The organism is Allorhizocola rhizosphaerae (assembly GCF_003426775.1).
GTDB classification, from domain to species: domain Bacteria; phylum Actinomycetota; class Actinomycetes; order Mycobacteriales; family Micromonosporaceae; genus Allorhizocola; species Allorhizocola rhizosphaerae.
Genome location: NZ_QJUG01000022.1, coordinates 1 through 17,469 on the forward strand (window position 1 = coordinate 1; position 17,469 = coordinate 17,469).

16 protein-coding genes and 1 pseudogene are annotated in these 17,469 nt (G+C 67.9%); 8 read left to right on the top strand and 9 right to left on the bottom strand.

All coding sequences use genetic code 11. The annotated features are described in order from the left end of the window. Positions 1-268: 268 nt before the first annotated feature. The 3 genes from DM816_RS06435 to DM816_RS06445 are packed head-to-tail and all read right to left on the bottom strand — an operon-like array spanning position 269 to position 4,513. Positions 269-883, bottom strand: a complete 615-nt coding sequence (locus tag DM816_RS06435) for a hypothetical protein (protein WP_117209220.1) — start codon at positions 881-883, stop codon at positions 269-271. Continuing rightward, entirely contained in the window at positions 880-1,590 is a 711-nt protein-coding gene (locus DM816_RS06440) for a hypothetical protein (RefSeq protein ID WP_162907177.1), read from the bottom strand. Before DM816_RS06440 ends, DM816_RS06435 begins: the two co-directional genes overlap by 4 nt. Positions 1,591-1,642: 52 nt before the next feature. Further along, positions 1,643-4,513, bottom strand: coding sequence for an AfsR/SARP family transcriptional regulator (locus DM816_RS06445; protein WP_117209222.1), 2,871 nt, complete (start codon positions 4,511-4,513; stop codon positions 1,643-1,645). 257 nt (positions 4,514-4,770) lie between these two features. Between DM816_RS06445 and DM816_RS06450 the strand changes: the two genes are divergently transcribed. Next, positions 4,771-5,415 carry a nucleoside/nucleotide kinase family protein gene (locus DM816_RS06450; RefSeq protein WP_117209223.1) on the top strand — a complete coding sequence of 215 codons (645 nt, stop codon included), beginning with the start codon at positions 4,771-4,773 and terminating at the stop codon, positions 5,413-5,415. On the opposite strand, the gene DM816_RS06455 is transcribed toward DM816_RS06450, so the two are convergent. From DM816_RS06455 to DM816_RS06465, 3 genes are all read right to left on the bottom strand, one after another. Further along, a complete protein-coding gene (locus tag DM816_RS06455) occupies positions 5,412-5,951 on the bottom strand; it encodes a hypothetical protein (RefSeq protein WP_117209224.1) in 540 nt (179 codons plus the stop codon). The genes DM816_RS06450 and DM816_RS06455 overlap by 4 nt on opposite strands. After that, positions 5,941-6,657 (bottom strand): hypothetical protein, encoded by a 717-nt coding sequence (locus tag DM816_RS42265; RefSeq protein WP_162907178.1) that lies wholly within the window; start codon positions 6,655-6,657, stop codon positions 5,941-5,943. The genes DM816_RS06455 and DM816_RS42265 overlap by 11 nt, the downstream gene beginning before the upstream one ends. 79 nt (positions 6,658-6,736) lie before the next feature. After that, positions 6,737-6,997, bottom strand: coding sequence for a hypothetical protein (locus DM816_RS06465; RefSeq protein WP_162907179.1), 261 nt, complete (start codon positions 6,995-6,997; stop codon positions 6,737-6,739). A gap of 684 nt (positions 6,998-7,681) precedes the next feature. On the opposite strand from DM816_RS06465, the gene DM816_RS06470 reads away from it, so the two are divergent. The 6 genes and pseudogenes from DM816_RS06470 to DM816_RS06495 all read left to right on the top strand — a co-directional run. After that, positions 7,682-8,365, top strand: coding sequence for a class I SAM-dependent methyltransferase (locus tag DM816_RS06470; RefSeq protein ID WP_162907180.1), 684 nt, complete (start codon positions 7,682-7,684; stop codon positions 8,363-8,365). 2 nt (positions 8,366-8,367) lie between these two features. Beyond that, a complete protein-coding gene (locus tag DM816_RS06475) occupies positions 8,368-9,696 on the top strand; it encodes an FAD-binding oxidoreductase (protein ID WP_246001649.1) in 1,329 nt (442 codons plus the stop codon). A 5-nt stretch (positions 9,697-9,701) separates the two neighbouring features. Continuing rightward, on the top strand, positions 9,702-10,958 hold the full coding sequence (locus DM816_RS06480) for an SAM-dependent methyltransferase (protein ID WP_117209267.1): 1,257 nt from the start codon (positions 9,702-9,704) through the stop codon (positions 10,956-10,958). A 9-nt stretch (positions 10,959-10,967) separates the two neighbouring features. Continuing rightward, complete coding sequence (locus DM816_RS06485) at positions 10,968-11,801, top strand: phosphoribosylaminoimidazolesuccinocarboxamide synthase (RefSeq protein ID WP_117209229.1); 834 nt, start codon at positions 10,968-10,970, stop codon at positions 11,799-11,801. Positions 11,802-11,803: 2 nt separating this feature from the next. After that, positions 11,804-12,568 carry a type I methionyl aminopeptidase gene (gene map / locus DM816_RS06490; protein ID WP_117209230.1) on the top strand — a complete coding sequence of 255 codons (765 nt, stop codon included), beginning with the start codon at positions 11,804-11,806 and terminating at the stop codon, positions 12,566-12,568. After that, positions 12,565-13,220, top strand: a pseudogene (locus tag DM816_RS06495) (inositol monophosphatase family protein); the annotation flags it as partial. The gene map and the pseudogene DM816_RS06495, both read left to right, overlap by 4 nt. Positions 13,221-13,468: 248 nt before the next feature. On the opposite strand, the gene DM816_RS06500 reads toward DM816_RS06495, so the two are convergent. The 3 genes from DM816_RS06500 to DM816_RS06510 are packed head-to-tail and all read right to left on the bottom strand — an operon-like array spanning position 13,469 to position 15,874. Then, positions 13,469-13,972, bottom strand: coding sequence for a GNAT family N-acetyltransferase (locus tag DM816_RS06500; protein ID WP_117209231.1), 504 nt, complete (start codon positions 13,970-13,972; stop codon positions 13,469-13,471). A gap of 19 nt (positions 13,973-13,991) precedes the next feature. Next, on the bottom strand, positions 13,992-14,771 hold the full coding sequence (locus DM816_RS06505) for a class I SAM-dependent methyltransferase (protein WP_117209232.1): 780 nt from the start codon (positions 14,769-14,771) through the stop codon (positions 13,992-13,994). Positions 14,772-14,809: 38 nt separating this feature from the next. After that, the gene (locus tag DM816_RS06510) at positions 14,810-15,874 is read right to left on the bottom strand and encodes an acyltransferase family protein (RefSeq protein ID WP_117209233.1); all 1,065 of its coding nucleotides are present in this window, start codon (positions 15,872-15,874) and stop codon (positions 14,810-14,812) included. 98 nt (positions 15,875-15,972) lie between these two features. Here DM816_RS06510 and DM816_RS06515 point away from each other — a divergent pair, with 98 nt between their 5' ends. Continuing rightward, complete coding sequence (locus DM816_RS06515) at positions 15,973-17,466, top strand: aldehyde dehydrogenase family protein (protein WP_211588570.1); 1,494 nt, start codon at positions 15,973-15,975, stop codon at positions 17,464-17,466. Positions 17,467-17,469: the final 3 nt, after the last annotated feature.

Genomic DNA, 17,469 nt, shown 5'->3' on the forward strand with positions numbered 1-17,469 from the left:
GGCGCTGGCGATGCGGACGCTGGCGACGCGAGGGCTGGCGATCCGGGCGTCGGCCATCCGGGCGCTGGCGATGCGGGCGCTGGCGATGCGGGCGCTGGCGACGTCGGGGCGGGCGCTGTGGGCGACGGCGGTGTGGGCGCTGGCGAGCCGACTGCCGGCCACCACTGCGGCGGTTGCCCATTCTGCTGGGCTGCCGCCGGTGCGACCGGTGGGTACGAGCCGGGGTGCGGTGGCGGATTGTGGCCATGCGGATTGTGGCCATTGGTGGTCACGGCTTCACCTCCAGCGGCGCGATGGCGATCGGCTCGGGGCTGAGGAAGGCGGTTTCGGGCACCGGCAGCGCTATTTCGGACATGGCGTCCAAGCGGCGGTTGAACTCGGTGCCGTTCACCGCGAAGCGGGCGGTGAGGCCGACCGCGTCGATGGGGACCTCGAAGGCGACGTCGGCCTCGACCGCGATGCCGGGCTGCAGCAGGCGCGACCCGTCGACCAGCGGCTGGTCGAGCCGGTCGGAGAAGTGGAAGATGCGCTCCCGCGCGTCATGCACGGCGGCGTAGCGCACGATGCGCGCCTGTCGATGCATCATGAGCCGCACGCGCAGCACGACCCACTTGCCCTGCGTGTCATGCTCCCACTTGTTGGGCGCCTTGATGACCGAACCCACCCGGGCCGACAGCACGGTCATCTCGAACTCGCGCACGTCGACCTTGTCGCTCACCTCGCCCGCACGCAGGAACGGCCGCCCCAGTTCGTCGGTGCCCGGTGTGAACTTGATGACCACGTTGCCCACCGACAGCGCGGAGATCACCAGTATCACGGACCCGGCACGGACGAAAAACCGTTGCAGCGGACCGAGTTTGCGGTGGCGTCCAGCTTCGCTCATGACGAGGGCCTCGCACTGGCGGTGGGCCGTGGACTGGTCGAACCGCTGGGCCTGGCCGTTGGGGTCGTGCTCGGCGTGGGGCGCGGGCCGGTCGTGGGCGACGCCGACGCGGTCGCGTCGCGCTTGTCGAGCACCGGCACGCTGGCCACGGTGTAGGCGTCCTCATTGGGGAACCATTCGTTGCCCTGGGTGAGCGAATTCTCCCGGTATTCCCACGCCGTCACGACCAGCCGAAGCTCACTTGGTACCGGAGAATTCTTTTCCCGCTCCCAAAAGAAGACCACCTTTTCCGGCATGCCGGGATGCAGCTGGCTGATGATGGTGGCATCGCGCATCAGCATGACATCGCGCGCCGAGGTCAGGCCGTCCTCGTCGTTGTCGATGCCCGCGGTCTCGGGCAGCTGGATGACGCCGCTGATGGGTCGGGTCTCATCGGTCTTGACCTCGATCGTCGCCACCACGGCGAGCCAGTGGTTTTCCTTGCGCGGCAACTTCATCGGCCCGAGCTCGCCGACCAGGCGCGCGTCGTGGAGGGTCACCGTCCATGTGCCACCGTCGATGGCGACGCCCGGTCCGGTCGGCGGCGGGCCCTCGGCCTTCTCCCATCCGCCGAAAACTCCGGACACCGCAAGCACTATCGCGCCCACGCCGGCGGCCCACCGCCCGAGCGTCTGCTCCGCGAGCATTGATAACGCTCGGCGGCTCATGCCTTGACTCTCCGTCACCTGCGTCCCCCTCGTCGCCGCGAGGGAGCATAGCCTAGTCGTGCACGCTGTCGAGTAACAGTTGCGCCTGCATGGGCCAGTAGTGGATGCGCAGCTGCCGCCAGGTCGCGCGGGCCCGCTCGGCCAGTTTTCGCGCCTCGTCGCGCTGCCCGCACGCCCGATGGGCCCGCGCCCGGCTGAGCATCGCCATCGCCTGCCCGAACCGGTTGCCGAACGAGGCGAACACCTCATCGGCCCGATCCAGCAGCGCGAGCCCCTGCTCGACGCGTCCACTTTGGATGAGCGCTTCGGCGAGCAGCTGCTCGGAGTATGCCGCGACGAGCCGGTCCCCGAGCTCGGTGCTGATGGCCAGCGCCCGACGCAGGCACCGCTGCGCCGATCCGGTGTCGCCCTGTGTCAGGTGTACCAGCCCCAGCCCGCGCAACGCCTGGGCCTCACCCGCGCGGAACCCGGCCTGCCGGCTGCCGCGCAGGCATCCCGCGAACCGCTCGCGCGCCTGCTCCAACCGTCCCTGCTCGAACCACACCGTCCCGAGGCCGTGCTCGGAGTAGATTTCCGCGCGCCGGTTGCCGATGCGCCGGGCGACCTGCGCGGCGTCTGTAAAGTGGGCGATGCTTTCCGGATAGGAGCCCAGCAGCCGGTGCACGTATCCCAGCCCGGCCAGCGCGGCCGCCTGATAGGGCCGGTCGTCGAGCGCGTGGGCGATGGCGAGCGTCTGATGGTATCGCCGGACCGCCTCGTCGTATTCGTCGCGGATGGCGTGCAACTCGCCGAGATTGCGCATGATCGCCAGCGCTGCCCGTTGCGCCCCCGCCGCCAGGGCCGCGTCGAGAGCCCGGGTGTGCGTGTAGGCCCATTCGTCGTACAGGTTGCGGGTCTCCATGAACTTGGCCATGGCCGCGGCAAGCCCGCACGCGACCTCCGCCGCCTTGACGGATGCGGCCTGCGCGACGAGGGCGACCAGGGTGGGCAACTCGCCCATGAGCCATCCACTCGGGTCGGCGAGCAGAGCCTTGGTGTAACCGTCCGGCAGTGGATGGCGATTGGCGTCGAGCCGATCCACCTTCAGGATTCCGGCCGCGAGCGCGTCGTCGGCCCGCTCGGCGACCGCCAGATAGCCGCCGAAAACCCGGTCGAGCGCGGCGTTGCCGTCGGGCTCCGCCTCTTCGGCATCGGCCCGTTCCTTCGCGAAAAGCCTTATCAAATCATGCATATGGTACCGGGGGAGCCGCGCATTTTCGGCCGACTCCACCGGCTCGACCAGCCACGCCTCGACGAGTGCCTCCAGGCAGCGCTCCGCGTCCGTGACGGTGGCGTCGAGCAGGCACGCCACCATCCACGCCGGGAAATCCGGCGCCTCCACCCGGCTGAGCAGGCGTAATGCCTTGCGCGCCAACGGGTCCAGGCCGTCATAACCCACCGCCAGGGTGGCCCGGACCTCCAGGTCGCCCGCGCACAGCGCGTCGAGCCGCCCGTGCTCGTCGGACAGCTCGTCGGCCAACCACGCCAGCCTCAAGTGGGGCCGGGCCGCGATGCGTGCGGCGGCTATTCGTACGGCCAGCGGGTGGTCCCCGCACAGCCGCGCGATCGTGTCGGCCGCGCTCGGCTCGGCGTCAACCCGTTGCGCCCCAGCGATTTCGGACATCAGCTGGAGCGATTCGCCCCGGTCGAGCACGCCCAGCGGCACGCGCAGCGTGTCGTCGAGCCCGGCCAGGCGGGAGCGGCTCGTGATGACCACCGCCGACCGGCCCGTGCCCGGCAGAAGCGGGCGCACCTGCTGCTCGCCCGCCGCATCGTCGAGCACGATGAGCACGGCCCGGTCGGCCACCAGCGAGCGGTAGGCCATCTGGCGCTCGGTCGGATCGTCGGGCACGGCGGCTCCGGGCACGCCCATGCCGCGCAGCAGCAGGCCCAGCGACTCGTGCGGCGGGCGTGGCCGCGGGCCCATCCCGTGCAGGTCGATGAACAGCTGGCCGTCCGGATAGCGGGGGCGCACGGCGTGGGCCAGCCTGGTTGCCATGGTGGACTTGCCGACCCCGCCCGCGCCCGTGAGGAGCAGGAAGCGTTCGGCCTCCAGCGCCGCACGGGCGCGCGCCATCTCCTCGTGTCGGCCGACAAAGCCCGAAACGGCGGGCGGCAGGAGGCACGAAGCACTGGCAATCACCGCAGGCTCGCCCTGAAGTATCGCCCGCTCAAGGGATTTGAGCTCCGTGCTGGGCTCGATGCCGAGCTCGTCGGTGAACACCCGGTGGGCGTCGCGATAGGCGGCCAGTGCCTCGGCGTGCCGGCCGCTTCCGTGCAGGGCACGCATCAGCCGCAGCCGGAAACCCTCGTGCAGCGGGTGCGCGGCGACCAGGTCCTGCAGCCGGCCGATGACGTCACCGAAGCGCTGCCGGCGCAGGTCCACGTCGATGCGGTATTCGAGCGCGCAACGGTGCAGCTCGTGCAGGCGCGGACGCTCGGCCGGGGCCAGCGACCAGTCGGCGTCGGTGGTGGTCGGGCCCGGCCACAGGGCCAGCGCGGCCTCCAGGGTGTGGGCGGCGTCGTCGAGCCGGCCGTCGGCCAGAGCCTGCTCGCCGGTGCGGGCCAGGCGCTCGAACCGGTGCGCGTCAACCGATTCGGGGTCGGCCTCAAGCCGGTACCCCCCGGAAGGAAGGGTGGAAAGGACACCGGCCGGAAGCAAGCGTCTCAGCTTGGACACATATCCCTGCAATTGGTTTCGGGCATAGGCGGGCGGGCCCTGCGGCCACAGTGCGTCGATGAGCCGGTCCATGGACACGCGCTGCCCCGCCCGCAGGGCCAGCAGCGCCAGGATGGCACGGGCCCGCGGTCCGGGCAGCGCCACCCGCTTGCCATCCACGAGCAGCTCCGCGGGGCCCAGGACGACAAAGGCCAGTTGTGCCATGGCGTTTCCCCGTCTATCGAAGTCTATCGAAAGGTCGAGCCATGTATCGCCGATCCTAACCCGACTGGACGGCGCATACAGCCCAGCGTCATCAGATCTTCAGCGGGCCTTTCCACGATGGTGCACAACGCTGACTTGGATGGAAAGGGTGGGTACCACAATGGCCTCCCTCCGCTTCGCTTCGCTGAGCATGCCTGCTGGTTCGCTCGGGCAAGCTCTCGCGAAAACGGCCCCGGTGCGGCTGGCATTCTTGACCGGTGCGGATACGGCCGATCGCCCATGATGCCCTGGTGGATATGCTGGCCCAACGGCTGGCGTCCTTTCCGCCCGGCCAGTGGGTGCGTGCCGCCATCGACGGTCCGCCGGCGGCCCGCCCGCCCGACCTCGCCGCGCGGCTTGCCCAGGAAATGCCGGCCCGCGGGCGGCCGGCCCTGCACGTGAGCACGGACAAGTTCCTGCGGCCGGCTTCGGTACGGCTCGAGCAGGGGCGCACCAATCCCGACTCCTATTACGAAGGCTGGGTCGACGCGGGCGGGCTGCGGCGCGAGGTGCTCGATCCGCTCGCGCCGGGCGGGACCGGGCGGGTGCTCCCGTCACTGTGGGACCCGGTCACGGACCGCGCGACGCGCGCCGACTACGTCTCACTTGCGCCCGGTGGGGTGCTGCTGGTCAGCGGCGACCTGCTGCTGGGCGGGGAGCTACCGTTCGACCTGACCGTCCACTTTGAGCTCTCGCCGGCCGCCCTGGCCCGGCGGACGCCGAGCGAGCTGGCGTGGACCCTGCCCGCATACGAGCGCTACGCCGACGAGGTCAACCCCGCCTCCTTCGCCGACATCGTCATCCGCGCCAACGACCCGGCCCACCTGGCCTTGGTCGAGGCCTCTGAGATGCACCCTCGTTAGCCTCTGCCAACCACCGGCTCCGCCGCCAGCCGTCTCTCCGACGCGGGGACAAACGATGCGGAGATAGGTTTCTCACCGGCCTGCTGCAGGATGCCGAGTGTGATCGTGCCTATTCCCAGGCGAGTACCGATTGATTCTATACCCTCACGGGCGTAGGGGAACACCACAAAGTAGCCCACTTCCTTGACAAACCTTTGCACGAGCTCGGCAGTGACCTTCGCTCTTGTGGCGAATTCAAAGGTGGCGACGAGATCGATGTCTATAACCGCCAATGGCTTGTCATCGGGCGCGAATATGCGCGTTTCAAAATTGTATCTGCAGTCGAACAGGTCGCCCCGTCGCTTGATATTCGGCGTGATCCGGATGCGCATATTCTCGGCATGCGAAGCATCGTCATCGGACAATCGTTCGCCATGCACCTTTACCGTCCGGATACCAAGCAGCTCCGAGTTTTCGACCAACGTCTCGAAGTCGTCATCGGCAATTCCTCGCGGCTTCTTGACCCGCGGTGCCTCCGGCAAGCGCTTATTGGCCATGGTGTTCAGACCGTCGTTCTGCCGACACCGACACCTCAATCGGCTTGATGGCGGCACGGGCCAACTGTCGATCCTGCAAAGCCCGCCTGATCTTGGCCTTCACATGGGCAGGCAATCTCTCCCCTACCTTGACGTGCCGACTCGATCGATCCGGTGCTACACGCAATTCCTTTTCAAAGACACTGCCGAGGCTTTCCCACTGCCGGTCGAGCGCTTCGGGGACGCCCTGAATGGCCGCATTGACCGCGGCGAGCTGTTGCCTCGACAAATGGTCTTCGTCATCACCCAATTGGAACGAAGAATGAAGCCAGTTCGATACATCCGCCCAGCGCCAGATGCGTTGAGAGCCTTGATCGGCTCCCGTCGCGCCGACGTGTTCGGGAAAGTTTCCGGGACCTCTGATCCCCTCGACCCAGGTGCGAACTGCCTCACGGGTAACCCCGACGCGGTGTGCGATGCCGCTGATGTTTACCAGATCTTGATCGACCTCTACGACATTCGCGCCAAGCAGGTTTCTGATACTTCGGAGGACCTGCATCACCTGCCCGACGGGATCATCGCAGTCCGTGTGGAGTGTGGCGATGACGCGGCCGGAAACCTCGGCCCATGAAAGATCGTTCAAACGCCGATCGAGGATGTCCAGGACGCGTTCGTCGTCGAGATCTACCCCAGTTACGTGCAACGGGATGCGGTACACGGCAATCACCCACCTCGCATCTCTGGATGTTCAGCATAAAGGCTACCGTTGGCGTTTGCCAACATCCTAAAGTTCGCCTCAAACGGCTCTACCGTTCGCTTAAACTCTTACGCAGCCCCGATAGTTGCGCCCTCACGGCCGCCAGCCGAACTTTGAGCTCCTGCTGAATGCGTGTCGGATCCAGCTCAAGTACTTCCTTCCTGGCGGCACTGGCCGCGTTTGCCGCGGCCTCGACCGCTGCAGCGGTGTCAAGTTCCTGCACATCGGCATCAAGATCTCTCGCCTCGGCTCGTGCAAGGGTGGCAAGTTGATCAGATTCTTCCGCTTCAGTCAGCAGAACTGTGATCAAGTCCGACTGCACCTCGGCCTGATCGATGAGGTCTGGGCTAATCCGTACTTCTCGACTGAGTCCGCCAAATGGTGTTCGTACTCCAAGAGCACCGTTGCGGCCGCCGTTAGCGACTCGGCCTTGGCAACAAGCGTGGTTGCCCTTGACGCAACGGACCCGCCCGTGTCGTGCTGGCAGTGCCGAACCTGGCGAATCAGATCCTTCGCTCTCGCCCACGGATTTGCCGGTGTCGAAGATATCGGAACCCTGCAGGTCTGGCCGTACTGCGATGGGTGTGTGCATTTGACAGTGCCAAAACCGTGATCTGTGCTTTTTCGGAAGTGCCAGCCGGCGTTCCGGGCGACGGCAAGTGCTCCTTCGATATCTGGATCCGGGTGCGGCGGCCACGGCGTCGTCGCATCCAGCCATTCATGGCTTTGCCGCCAACCAACTGTCACCTCACCGTGCCGCACAGCGACCGAGACTCAGACATGATGTCATATGTCAATGCTGTTGGCACTTGGCATCGCTATCAGCACCACGGGAGCGTACTGCGGGCGAGATCGTCGCTCGTCGCCGCCGCATGGCTGGCGAGTCTGTCGAATTCGCCGGGACGATACTTAAGATTTTGGACCAATTCGCCGCCAGGCGGCAACTGGACAAGCACGGCGCTCACGCTTGTCACGTGCTGTTGAGGAGCTGACAGTGTACGAGCGGGAGGACGTGGCAGCGGGGTATGCGGGGGACCGGCCGGCGGTGCATGGGCGGATCATCGCGGGACTGGGGCTGCCGCGGGTGCGTGCCGCGCTCGACGTCGGGTGTGGGGCCGGGCTGTCGGCGGTCGCCATCGCGCACCTGGCCGACCTGGTGGTGTGCGTCGAGATCGAGCCGAACATGCTGCGCTATCGGCTGCCCGGCCCGCGTTATGTGGTGGGGTCGGGGGAGCGGCTGCCGTTCCGGGATGGCGCATTCGGGCTGATCACCGCAAGCGGGTCGCTGAACTACATGGACAAGGGCGTGGCCCTGCGCGAGGCGAGACGCGTCCTGGCGCCCGACGGCGTACTCGTCGTGTGCGACTTCGGCACCGGGTGGCCGGACGGGGTCGAGCCGCTGTGGGTGGAGGACCCCGACCCTGACTATCCGATGGACCCGCGTGAGCTGCCGTGGGGGGCATCCGGGCTGCGGCTGGTGTCCTTTGTGGAGCGCCAAGTCCGGGTTGGGATGAGCTTGGATGGGTATGCGCGTTACCTGCGCACCGAGGGCGGGGAGCAGGCCGAGCAGTGGGCCCGGGAGACCCTGCCGACGGTCTTCGATGGATCTTCGTTAGATGTAATCTTCGATACATATGGTGCCTGTGCCCTGCATGACTCGCAGGTAATAGCATGCTGAGAATGGAGCACTCGGAGGCGGTAGAGCGGCTGCGCGCGGCATATCGGGCCCTGCCCGCCGGGGCTCCGGTGCGGCTGGCGAAGCGCACTTCCAACCTGTTCCGGTTCGGCGACGACCGCAGCTCCGGGCTTGACGTGAGCGCGTTCGGGCGCGTCCTGAGCGTCGACCCCGACGCCCGCACGGCCGATGTGCAGGGCATGACCACCTACGAGGATCTGGTCGCGGCGACCCTGCCGCATGGGTTGATGCCCATGGTCGTGCCCCAGCTCAAGACGATCACCCTGGGCGGCGCGGTGACCGGGCTCGGGATCGAGTCGAGCTCGTTTCGCCATGGGCTGCCGCACGAGTCGGTGCTGGAGATGGACATCCTGACCGGCGACGGCCGGGTGGTGACGGCGACGCCCGACAACGAGCATGCCGCGCTGTTTGACGCCTTTCCCAACTCCTACGGCACGCTCGGTTACTCGCTGCGCCTGCGCATCGAGCTCCAACCGGTCAAGCCCTACGTGCGGCTGCGCCACGTGCGCTTCACCGACGCCGACGCCTGCTTCGAGGCGGTGGCCAAGGAGTGCGCGAGCGGCGAGCACGACTTCGTCGACGGCGTGGTGTTCCGGCGCGACGAGCTCTATCTGACCTTGGCGAGCTTCACCGACCAGGCCCCGCACACCAGCGACTACACGGGCCTGGACGTCTACTACAAATCGTTGCGGGGCAAAGAGACCGACTATCTGACGGTGCACGACTATCTGTGGCGCTGGGACACCGACTGGTTCTGGTGCTCCCGCGCGCTCGGCGTGCAAAACCCGGTCGTCCGCGCGCTGTGGCCCAAGCGCTATCGCCGCTCCGATGTGTACCGCAATATCGTCGCCTGGGACCGGCGGCATCGCTTCAGCGACAGGCTCAATAAAATCCGGGGCAGGCTCCCGGAGGAGCCGGTCGTGCAGGACGTCGAGGTTCCGGTCGCGCGAAGCGCCGCGTTTCTCGACTTCTTCCACCGCGACGTGGGCATTTCCCCGGTGTGGTTGTGCCCGTTGCGGTTGCGGGGCAATAAAACCTGGCCGCTGTATCCGCTTGAGCCCGACACGCTCTACGTCAACTTCGGTTTCTGGTCGAGTGTCGCGCTCCAGCCGGGCATGGCCGAGGGCCACCATAACCGGCTCATCGAGGAGAGGGTTAACGCGTTGGGCGGCCACAAGTCGCTCTACTCCACCGTCCACTACGGACGTGAGGAGTTTTGGCGGCTCTACCACGGCGAGGCCTACGCCCCAGTCAAGAGCGCATACGATCCGGCGGGGCGGCTGCCGGACCTCTACGACAAGTGCACGAGGTGAGGTTTATGGGTTTGGCGGACGTTCTTGTGGAGGGGACAGGGCTGTCGGATCTGATCGAGGTCCGGGCCTTCGACGGCAGCCGGGCCGGGCCCAGGGACGCCGATGTGGCGCTGGAGATCGTCTCGCCGCGTGCGCTGTCCTATGTGGCGCAGGCGGGTGGCGACCTCGGCCTGGCGCGCGCCTACATCATGGGCGATCTGGAGATCCACGGTGATCTGCACACCGCGCTGATGGCGACCAGCACGCTCGATCTGGGCACGACCCTCGGCGCGAAGTTCAAGCTGTTCCGCGACCTCGGCGGGCTGAAGCTGCTCAAGCCCGTCCCGGTCCCGCCGGAGGAGGTGCGCAGCCTTCCCGGCCGGCGTCACTCCAAGCGCCGCGACCAGGCCGCGATCGCCCACCACTACGACGTTTCCAACAAGTTCTACTCGTGGATCCTGGGCCCGTCCATGGCTTACACCTGCGCGGTCTATCCGTCCGACGACGCGAGCCTGGAGACGGCCCAGTGGACCAAGCATGACCTGGTCGCCCGCAAGCTGGGCCTCAAGCCGGGCATGCGCCTGCTCGACGTGGGCTGCGGCTGGGGTGGCATGGTGATGCACGCCGCCCAGCACTACGGGGTCAAGGCGCTGGGCGTGACGCTGTCGCTGCGCCAGGCGGAGTGGGCACAGAAGGCGATCGCCGAGCGCGGGCTTTCCGAGCTGGCCGAGGTGCGCCACCTCGACTACCGCGACGTGACCGAGACCGATTTCGATGCCATCAGTTCGATCGGGCTGACCGAGCACATCGGCAAGGCGCAGCTGCCCGGATACTTCAAATTCCTCTACGACAAACTCAAGCCCAACGCGCGGCTGCTCAACCACTGCATCACCCGGCCCAACAACCTCGAACCGGCGTTGCGCGAAAACTACTTCATCAACCGCTACATCTTCCCCGACGGTGAGCTCGAAGGGCCGGGTTACCTGCTCTCGCTCATGACCGACACCGGTTTCGAGGTGCGGCACGAGGAAAACCTGCGCGAGCACTACGCCAAGACGCTCACCGCCTGGTCGGCCAACCTTGACCGGCACTGGGATGAGTCGGTGGCCGAGGTGGGCCTGCGCCGCGCCCGCATTTGGAAGCTGTACCTGGCCGGTTCGCGCTGGGGCTTCGACCGCAATAACATTCAGCTGCACCAGATTCTGGGCGTGAAACTGGATTCCGAGCAGCGCTCGGGCATGCCGCTGCGCCCCGACTGGGAACCGGCTCACCCACCCAAGTAAGGAAAAGCGTTGGAACTACTGCACTCCGGCAAGGTCAGGGATATCTACGGCGACGGCGACGACGTAATTCTCGTCGCGTCCGACCGGGTGTCGGTCTACGATGTCGTACTGCCGACCCCGATTCCCGACAAGGGCCGCATCCTGACCCAGTTGTCGCTGTGGTGGTTCCACCAGCTGGCCGATGTCGTGCCCAACCACACGATCCCCGGCGGGCACGTGCCCGCCGAGTGGACGGGCCGGGCCATGCGGTGCCGGCGCCTGCGCATGGTCGCGGTGGAGTGCATCGCCCGCGGTTACCTGGCGGGGCTGGGCCTGAAGGAATACCGGGCCACGGGCGCCATCTCGGGGGTGGAGCTGCCGCCCGGCCTGCTGGAGGGCTCGCGCCTGCCCGAGCCGGTGTTCACGCCGACGACCAAGGAGGCCGTCGGGGTGCACGATGAGTTCATCACTTTCGACGAGGTGGCGACGCAGGAGGGCAAGGAGATCGCCGAGGAGCTCCGCCACCTCACGCTTGAGGTCTACCGGCGCGGCGCGGCCATCGCGGCCGAGCGGGGCATCATCATCGCCGACACCAAGCTTGAGTTCGGGTGGGACGACGAGGGCATGCTGGTGCTCGGCGACGAGGTGCTCACGCCCGACTCGTCGCGCTTCTGGCCGGCCGATCAGTGGGAGCCGGGGCGGGCCCAGCACGCGTTCGACAAGCAGTTCGTGCGCGACTGGGCGGAGAGCACGGGCTGGGACAAGACCCCGCCCGCGCCCGAGGTGCCCGACCACATCGTCGAGGCGACCCGGGCGCGCTATGTCGAGGTTTACGAGCGCATCACCGGCGAAAAGTGGCGTTAGACATGGTGATTCTGCGATCCCAGGCCGAAATCGACCAGATCCGTGAGTCGGGGCGGGTGGTGGCGAGCGTGCTGTCGGCCGTTTCCGAGGCGGCCGCGCCGGGCGTGCTCCTGTCCGAGCTCGACGCGCTGGCCGCCGAGATGATCGCGGCGGCCGGGGCAAAGCCGTCGTTCCTGGGCTACCACCCGTCGTGGGCGCCGATCCCTTATCCGGCCGTGCTGTGCCTGTCGGTCAACGACGCGGTGGTGCACGGGATCCCCGACCACTACCGCCTGGCCGAGGGCGACCTGCTGTCGATCGACTGCGGCGCATACATCGAGGGATATCACGGCGACGCGGCCGTGACCGTCGCGATCGGACAGGTCGACGAGGCGGCGCAACGGCTTTCGGCCACGACCGCGCGGGCCCTGGCGGCGGGCATCGCGGCGGCCGTGCCGGGTGCGCGCATCGGCGACATCTCGCACGCCATCGAGGCCGTGGCCCGGGGCGCGGGTTACGGCCTGCCCGCAGGGCTGGGCGGGCACGGCGTCGGCACGGCCATGCACGCCGAACCGTCGGTGCCCAACACCGGCCGGGCGGGCCGCGGCATGGTGTTGCGCGAAGGGCTGGTCATCGCGATCGAGCCGATGCTCATCGAGAGCGGGGCCGACGGCTGCCACACCGCGCACGACGGTTGGACCATCCGCACCGACGACGGCAGCCGGGCCGCGCACTTCGAGCACACGATCGCGGTCACCGCCGCGGGCCCGCAAATTCTCACCGTCTGATGCTCACCGACGTCGAAGTCGCGGTAAAAGCCGCCCAAGCGGGCGCCTCGGTGGTGCGCGCGGCATACGGGAAACCCTTGGCGCGCTTCGACAAGGGCGCGGGTGACTTCGCCACGGCCGCCGACATCGAGGCCGAGCGCGCGATCCTCGACGTGCTGCGGTGCGAGCGGCCGGGCGACGCGGTGATCGGCGAGGAGACTGGCCGCACGGGCGAGTCCGACCGCGTGTGGCTGGTCGACCCGCTGTGCGGGACGCGGAACTTCGCCGCGCAGACCCGCTGGTCGCAGTCAATGTGGCCCTGCGGGACGGGCCTGCCGCGTGTGCCGATCCGTTCACGGGTGAGGTGTTCCGCACAGACGGCGCGCTGACCCCTTCTGCGGTGTCCGGGTTGGTCGAGCTCGACCTTGACACCGGATCGGCGACCGCCGCCCTGCTCGCCGACGCCTCGTTCCGCGAGCTGTTCAGTCCGCGGGTGGTGTCCACCTCACTCGCGTTGACGTGGGTCGCGGCCGGACGCCGCGCGGCCTATGTCGTCGACCGCAATGTGCGCGACAGCGTGCACTTCGCCGCGGGCATCGCGCTGTGCCAGGCCGCGGGCTGCGTGGTGACCGGGCTGCCGGGCCAGCCCCTGCACTCCGGCGTCGGCGGCCTCTCCAGGCCATGGCCAGCACGCGCATGTTCGGGCTATTGCCCGCATGTGGGGCCCATGGCCACACGAGCCGTGGCGCCGCTGGACATCAGGCCTGCGTGGAGGCCGTCACCTCCTGAGCCTCGGACAGCAGGGTGTGCAGGTCGTCGGTCGGCAGTCGCAGCTCCTCGCAGATAGCCGGCGCCTGCGCCGGCGAGCGGTCGCCTCGTCGCCGGCGCTCGCCGAGCAGGCGCTCCTGCTCTATGCGGCCATCACCTGAGACTCACGCCCGTGGACATCATCAGCGCCAGGGTCGACTCCGACCCGGGAATGACCACATCACCCAGATCGCGCCAGCCCCACCGGGCGTAGAGCGAACGTAAATCAAGCGCCTGATGGGTGAGCAACATGCGCGGCGAGGGCGCCTGGGCGAGCAGGGCGTCGTGCAGCTTGCGCCCGATCCCGCGGCCCTGATGCAGCGGCGACACGGCCAGCTCGACGAGCTCGAACGCCTCGCCGAAGGATCGGCTCGGATCCAGGCTCGCGCAGAACGAGTCCACATATCCATAGGCGAAGCCGGCGAGCCCATCATCGAGGCGCGCCACGGTGAGCCGGAAACCGGGCCGGTCCAGTGATTCGTAGAAGCGGTCGACCACCTTGACCGCGCGGGCCGGCGGCTCGCGCCACGGCTCACCCGCGAAAGCCTGCGCACACAACGCGATCAGCTCCTCGCGCAGCCCGTCGATCTCCGGGCAGGAGAGATCTTCGAGGATCATGTTCGCAGGTTACCTACGCCTACGGGCGGCACACAATCTCACCGTGCGGGACGATCAGCCAACCGTCCGTGGACGCGGCCCAGCTCAGCCACGCTTCCGACAGCCGGGTGAGCTCCTCGCGCGACCGGCCGGATTGTCGTGCCAAATCCGACTCCACGATCCGCTCCGCCCACATGCCGCCCCAGAAACGCCGTTCTTCGGGCGTCGCGAAGCACCAGACGCTCGCGCTCGGCGCGATGTCGGTCATCCCCGCGCGCTGCGCCCACGACAGCAGCCTTCGGCCTGCGTCGGGCTCACCGCCGTTGCGCCGCGCCACTTCGAGATACAGGGCCAGCCACTCATCCAACTCGGCGAGCTCCGGATGCCACGCGAACGCCCGATAATCGCTGTCCCGCGCGGCGACCACGCCTGCAGGGCGGCAGACCCGGCGCATCTCGCGCAGCGCCTGGACCGGGTCGGCCACGTGCTGCAGCACCTGATGGGCGTGCACCACGTCAAACATCCCGTCGTCAAACGGCAGCCGGTGGATGTCGGCCACGGCGAACTCGATGTTGCCTTGCCCCCGCCGCGCGGCCTCGGCCCGTCCCAACTCAAGCAGCGGCTCGCTGGTTTCGGTGGCCGTCACGGGCCCCGGAGACACGATCGCCGCCAGGTCGGCGGTGATGGTGCCCGGCCCGCATCCTATGTCCAGCAGCGACATCCCGGGCTTCAGGTACGGCAGCAGGTAGGCCGCCGAGTTGTCCGCCGTGCGCCAGCGATGTGAGCTCAGCACCGACTCGTGATGGCCATGCGTGTACATGCCAACGACCCTAATCAGGCCCGCCCAGAATATGGGAGCTATCTCCCGGATAGTGGGAGTAAGGCCGGGCGGCGCCTCGCCGCCAGATCCTCGATCCAGCCCAGCCCGACCACCGCGAGTCCAAGCAGGACAGTGCCGAGCGCGATCGCGGCCGCCTTGCCTGTCACGTCGTGCAGCGGATCGAGGCCGAACAATCCCACGATCGTCCCCGCGCCCAGCAGCACGGGCAGGTGCCAGATGTAGATGGTGACCGCCCGCGCGTTGAGCGCGGCAATGACCCGGCGCAGCCGCGGGAACCGCTCCATCCACTCCATCCGCGGGCGCAGGCGCATCAGCACGAGCACGAACCCGATGCTCCACAGCTGTTCGGCGATCGGGTCGACCAGCGGCGACTGGTCGGGCGTCACCACCATCAGGCCCCACGCCAAGCCCGCGACCGCGAACAAGCCCGCGATGATCCCGCACACCCGCCACGGCACCCGATCCAGGAGGCCGGTGTAACGGGCGAAGCCGAGCACCCACGCCGTACCGTAAAAAGCCGTTGAAGAGATGACGTCGCTCGCCTCACTCATCGGCGGCAGGTTCACCAGCGGGGAGTAGAGCAGGGCCGACACCGCCAGCGGGGTGGTCAGCGTCGCGATCGGCCAGCGCTTGAACGCCCACCACAGGACCGGCGTGAGCAGGATGAACCACAGATAGGCGCGCAGGTACCACAGCGCCATGGCGAACGCGCCGCCGGTCTCGTTGGTGATCGGGTTGGCCAGCGGCACGACCCAGTACAGCAGCTCCGACCACTTGATGCCGGACCAGCCTTGGATCAGCATCACCGGCACGGCCACCGCGGCCAGGCCCCACAGCGGCGGGAGCAGCCGCCTGACCCGCGACCACACGGTGTGCGCGGCGCCGGCCCGGTCCAAAGAAGACGCGGCGAGAAACCCGGCCAGCGCGAACATGATCGGCATGGACGGGAACAGCATGGTCATCCAGCCGATCCACAGCGTGTGGTGCAGGTAGACCCGCGCGATCGCCACCGCGCGCAGGGTGTCGACGTAGGAGCTTCGTGTTTGCGTACGCGTCGTATGCGTATGAGTCGCCGTAAGCATCAACCAAACCCTACAAACAACCGCAATAGTCCTCGAAGCCGGGCATCAACCTTTTACACGATTCTTACCGGACAAAGTGGATGGTGCATGATGCTGGAATGACTTCCACATACCTCTCCACCAACCCCGCCAAACTCGACGACGTCGTTCTTGACGTATCGCTCTGCGCTCAGAGCGGGCTCAAAGCGGCGGCCGGCGAGGCCAAGCGGGCGCAGCGGGCGTGGGCCGACCTCCCGGCGCCGGTGCGTGGCCAGGTGATCGCCAACATCGGCGCGCTCGTGGAGGCCAACGCCGAGGCGCTGGCCGGGTTGGTGACGCGCGAGATCGGCAAGCCGATCGCCGAGGCGCGCGGCGAGGTGCAGGAGATCGTGGACACGTGCCGGTTCTTCCTGGGTGAGGGGCGCCGGCTCTACGGGCAGACCGTGCCTTCGGAGATGCCTGATAAACAACTGTTCACGTTCCGCGAGCCGATCGGGACCGCGATGGTCATCACGGCGGGCAATTTCCCGGTCGCTGTGCCCTCGTGGTACCTCGTGCCGGCGCTGCTGTGCGGAAACACCGTGGTGTGGAAGCCCGCGTTGTACGCGGCTGCGTCTGCCGAGGCGCTGGCGCAGTTGTTCGTGCGCGGTGGGCTGCCTGACGGGGTGCTCACGGTCGTGCACGCCGACGGGCCGACCACGTTTGCCGGGCTTTCCGCATGCTTGGAGGAGGGCCTGATCCAGAAGGTGGGCTTCACGGGCTCGACGGAGGTCGGGCGGGCCATCGGCGAGCTGTGCGGGCGGCACCTGCAAACCCCGTGCCTGGAGCTCGGCGGCAAGAACCCGATGGTGGTCGCGCCCGACGCCGACCTCGACCTGGCCGTGGAGGGCGCGCTGTTCGCGGGCTTCGGCACGGCCGGGCAGCGGTGCACGTCGCTGGGCACGGCCATCGTGCACGAGTCGATCCACGAGCCGTTCCTGGCCAAGCTGCGGTCCACTGTGGACCAGGCCCGGCTCGGTGATCCGACACAGGACGTGCTCTACGGGCCGTTGCTGGACGGCAAGTTCGCCGAGAGCTTCGAGAAATACCTGGGCTGGATCAAGGACTCGCATTCGGTACACGGTCCGGTCGGGCGGATCGGTGCGGGCAACCCACGGCCGGGGTTCGTCGGGGATCCGTCCGGTGGGCTGTTCTACCACCCGGTGATCGTCGATGGCGTGCGACCGGGAGACGAGCTGTTCGACCACGAGACGTTCGGGCCCATCATCGGGGTGACCACGTACTGCACGCTGGACGAGGCCATCGAGCTGGCGAACGCGCCCGGGTACGGCCTGTCGAGCTCGATCTACACGCGCGATCCGAAGCAGGTGTTCGCTTTCCGGCGCGGGATCAGCGCGGGCATGGTGAGCGTGAACAACTCGACGTCGGGTGCCGAGGCGCACCTGCCGTTCGGCGGCAACGGACGCTCGGGCAACGGCAGCCGGCAGTCGGGCATGTGGGTGCTCGACCAGTTCACCCGGTGGCAGGCGATGAACTGGGACTACTCGGGCCGCCTGCAGAAGGCCCAGATGGACACCGTCACCGTGCAGGCGGACCTCACCTATCGGCTGTAGACA

Bases quoted from the DNA above. Each gene is read 5' to 3' on its own strand.
- DM816_RS06435 (WP_117209220.1), bottom strand. From the start codon at position 883: ATGAGCGAAGCTGGACGCCACCGCAAACTCGGTCCGCTGCAACGGTTT.
- DM816_RS06440 (WP_162907177.1), bottom strand. From the start codon at position 1,590: ATGAGCCGCCGAGCGTTATCAATGCTCGCGGAGCAGACGCTCGGGCGG.
- DM816_RS06445 (WP_117209222.1), bottom strand. From the start codon at position 4,513: ATGGCACAACTGGCCTTTGTCGTCCTGGGCCCCGCGGAGCTGCTCGTG.
- DM816_RS06455 (WP_117209224.1), bottom strand. From the start codon at position 5,951: ATGGCCAATAAGCGCTTGCCGGAGGCACCGCGGGTCAAGAAGCCGCGA.
- DM816_RS06475 (WP_246001649.1), top strand. From the start codon at position 8,368: ATGGAGCACTCGGAGGCGGTAGAGCGGCTGCGCGCGGCATATCGGGCC.
- DM816_RS06480 (WP_117209267.1), top strand. From the start codon at position 9,702: ATGGGTTTGGCGGACGTTCTTGTGGAGGGGACAGGGCTGTCGGATCTG.
- map (WP_117209230.1), top strand. From the start codon at position 11,804: ATGGTGATTCTGCGATCCCAGGCCGAAATCGACCAGATCCGTGAGTCG.
- DM816_RS06500 (WP_117209231.1), bottom strand. From the start codon at position 13,972: ATGATCCTCGAAGATCTCTCCTGCCCGGAGATCGACGGGCTGCGCGAG.
- DM816_RS06505 (WP_117209232.1), bottom strand. From the start codon at position 14,771: ATGTACACGCATGGCCATCACGAGTCGGTGCTGAGCTCACATCGCTGG.
- DM816_RS06510 (WP_117209233.1), bottom strand. From the start codon at position 15,874: ATGCTTACGGCGACTCATACGCATACGACGCGTACGCAAACACGAAGC.
- DM816_RS06515 (WP_211588570.1), top strand. From the start codon at position 15,973: ATGACTTCCACATACCTCTCCACCAACCCCGCCAAACTCGACGACGTC.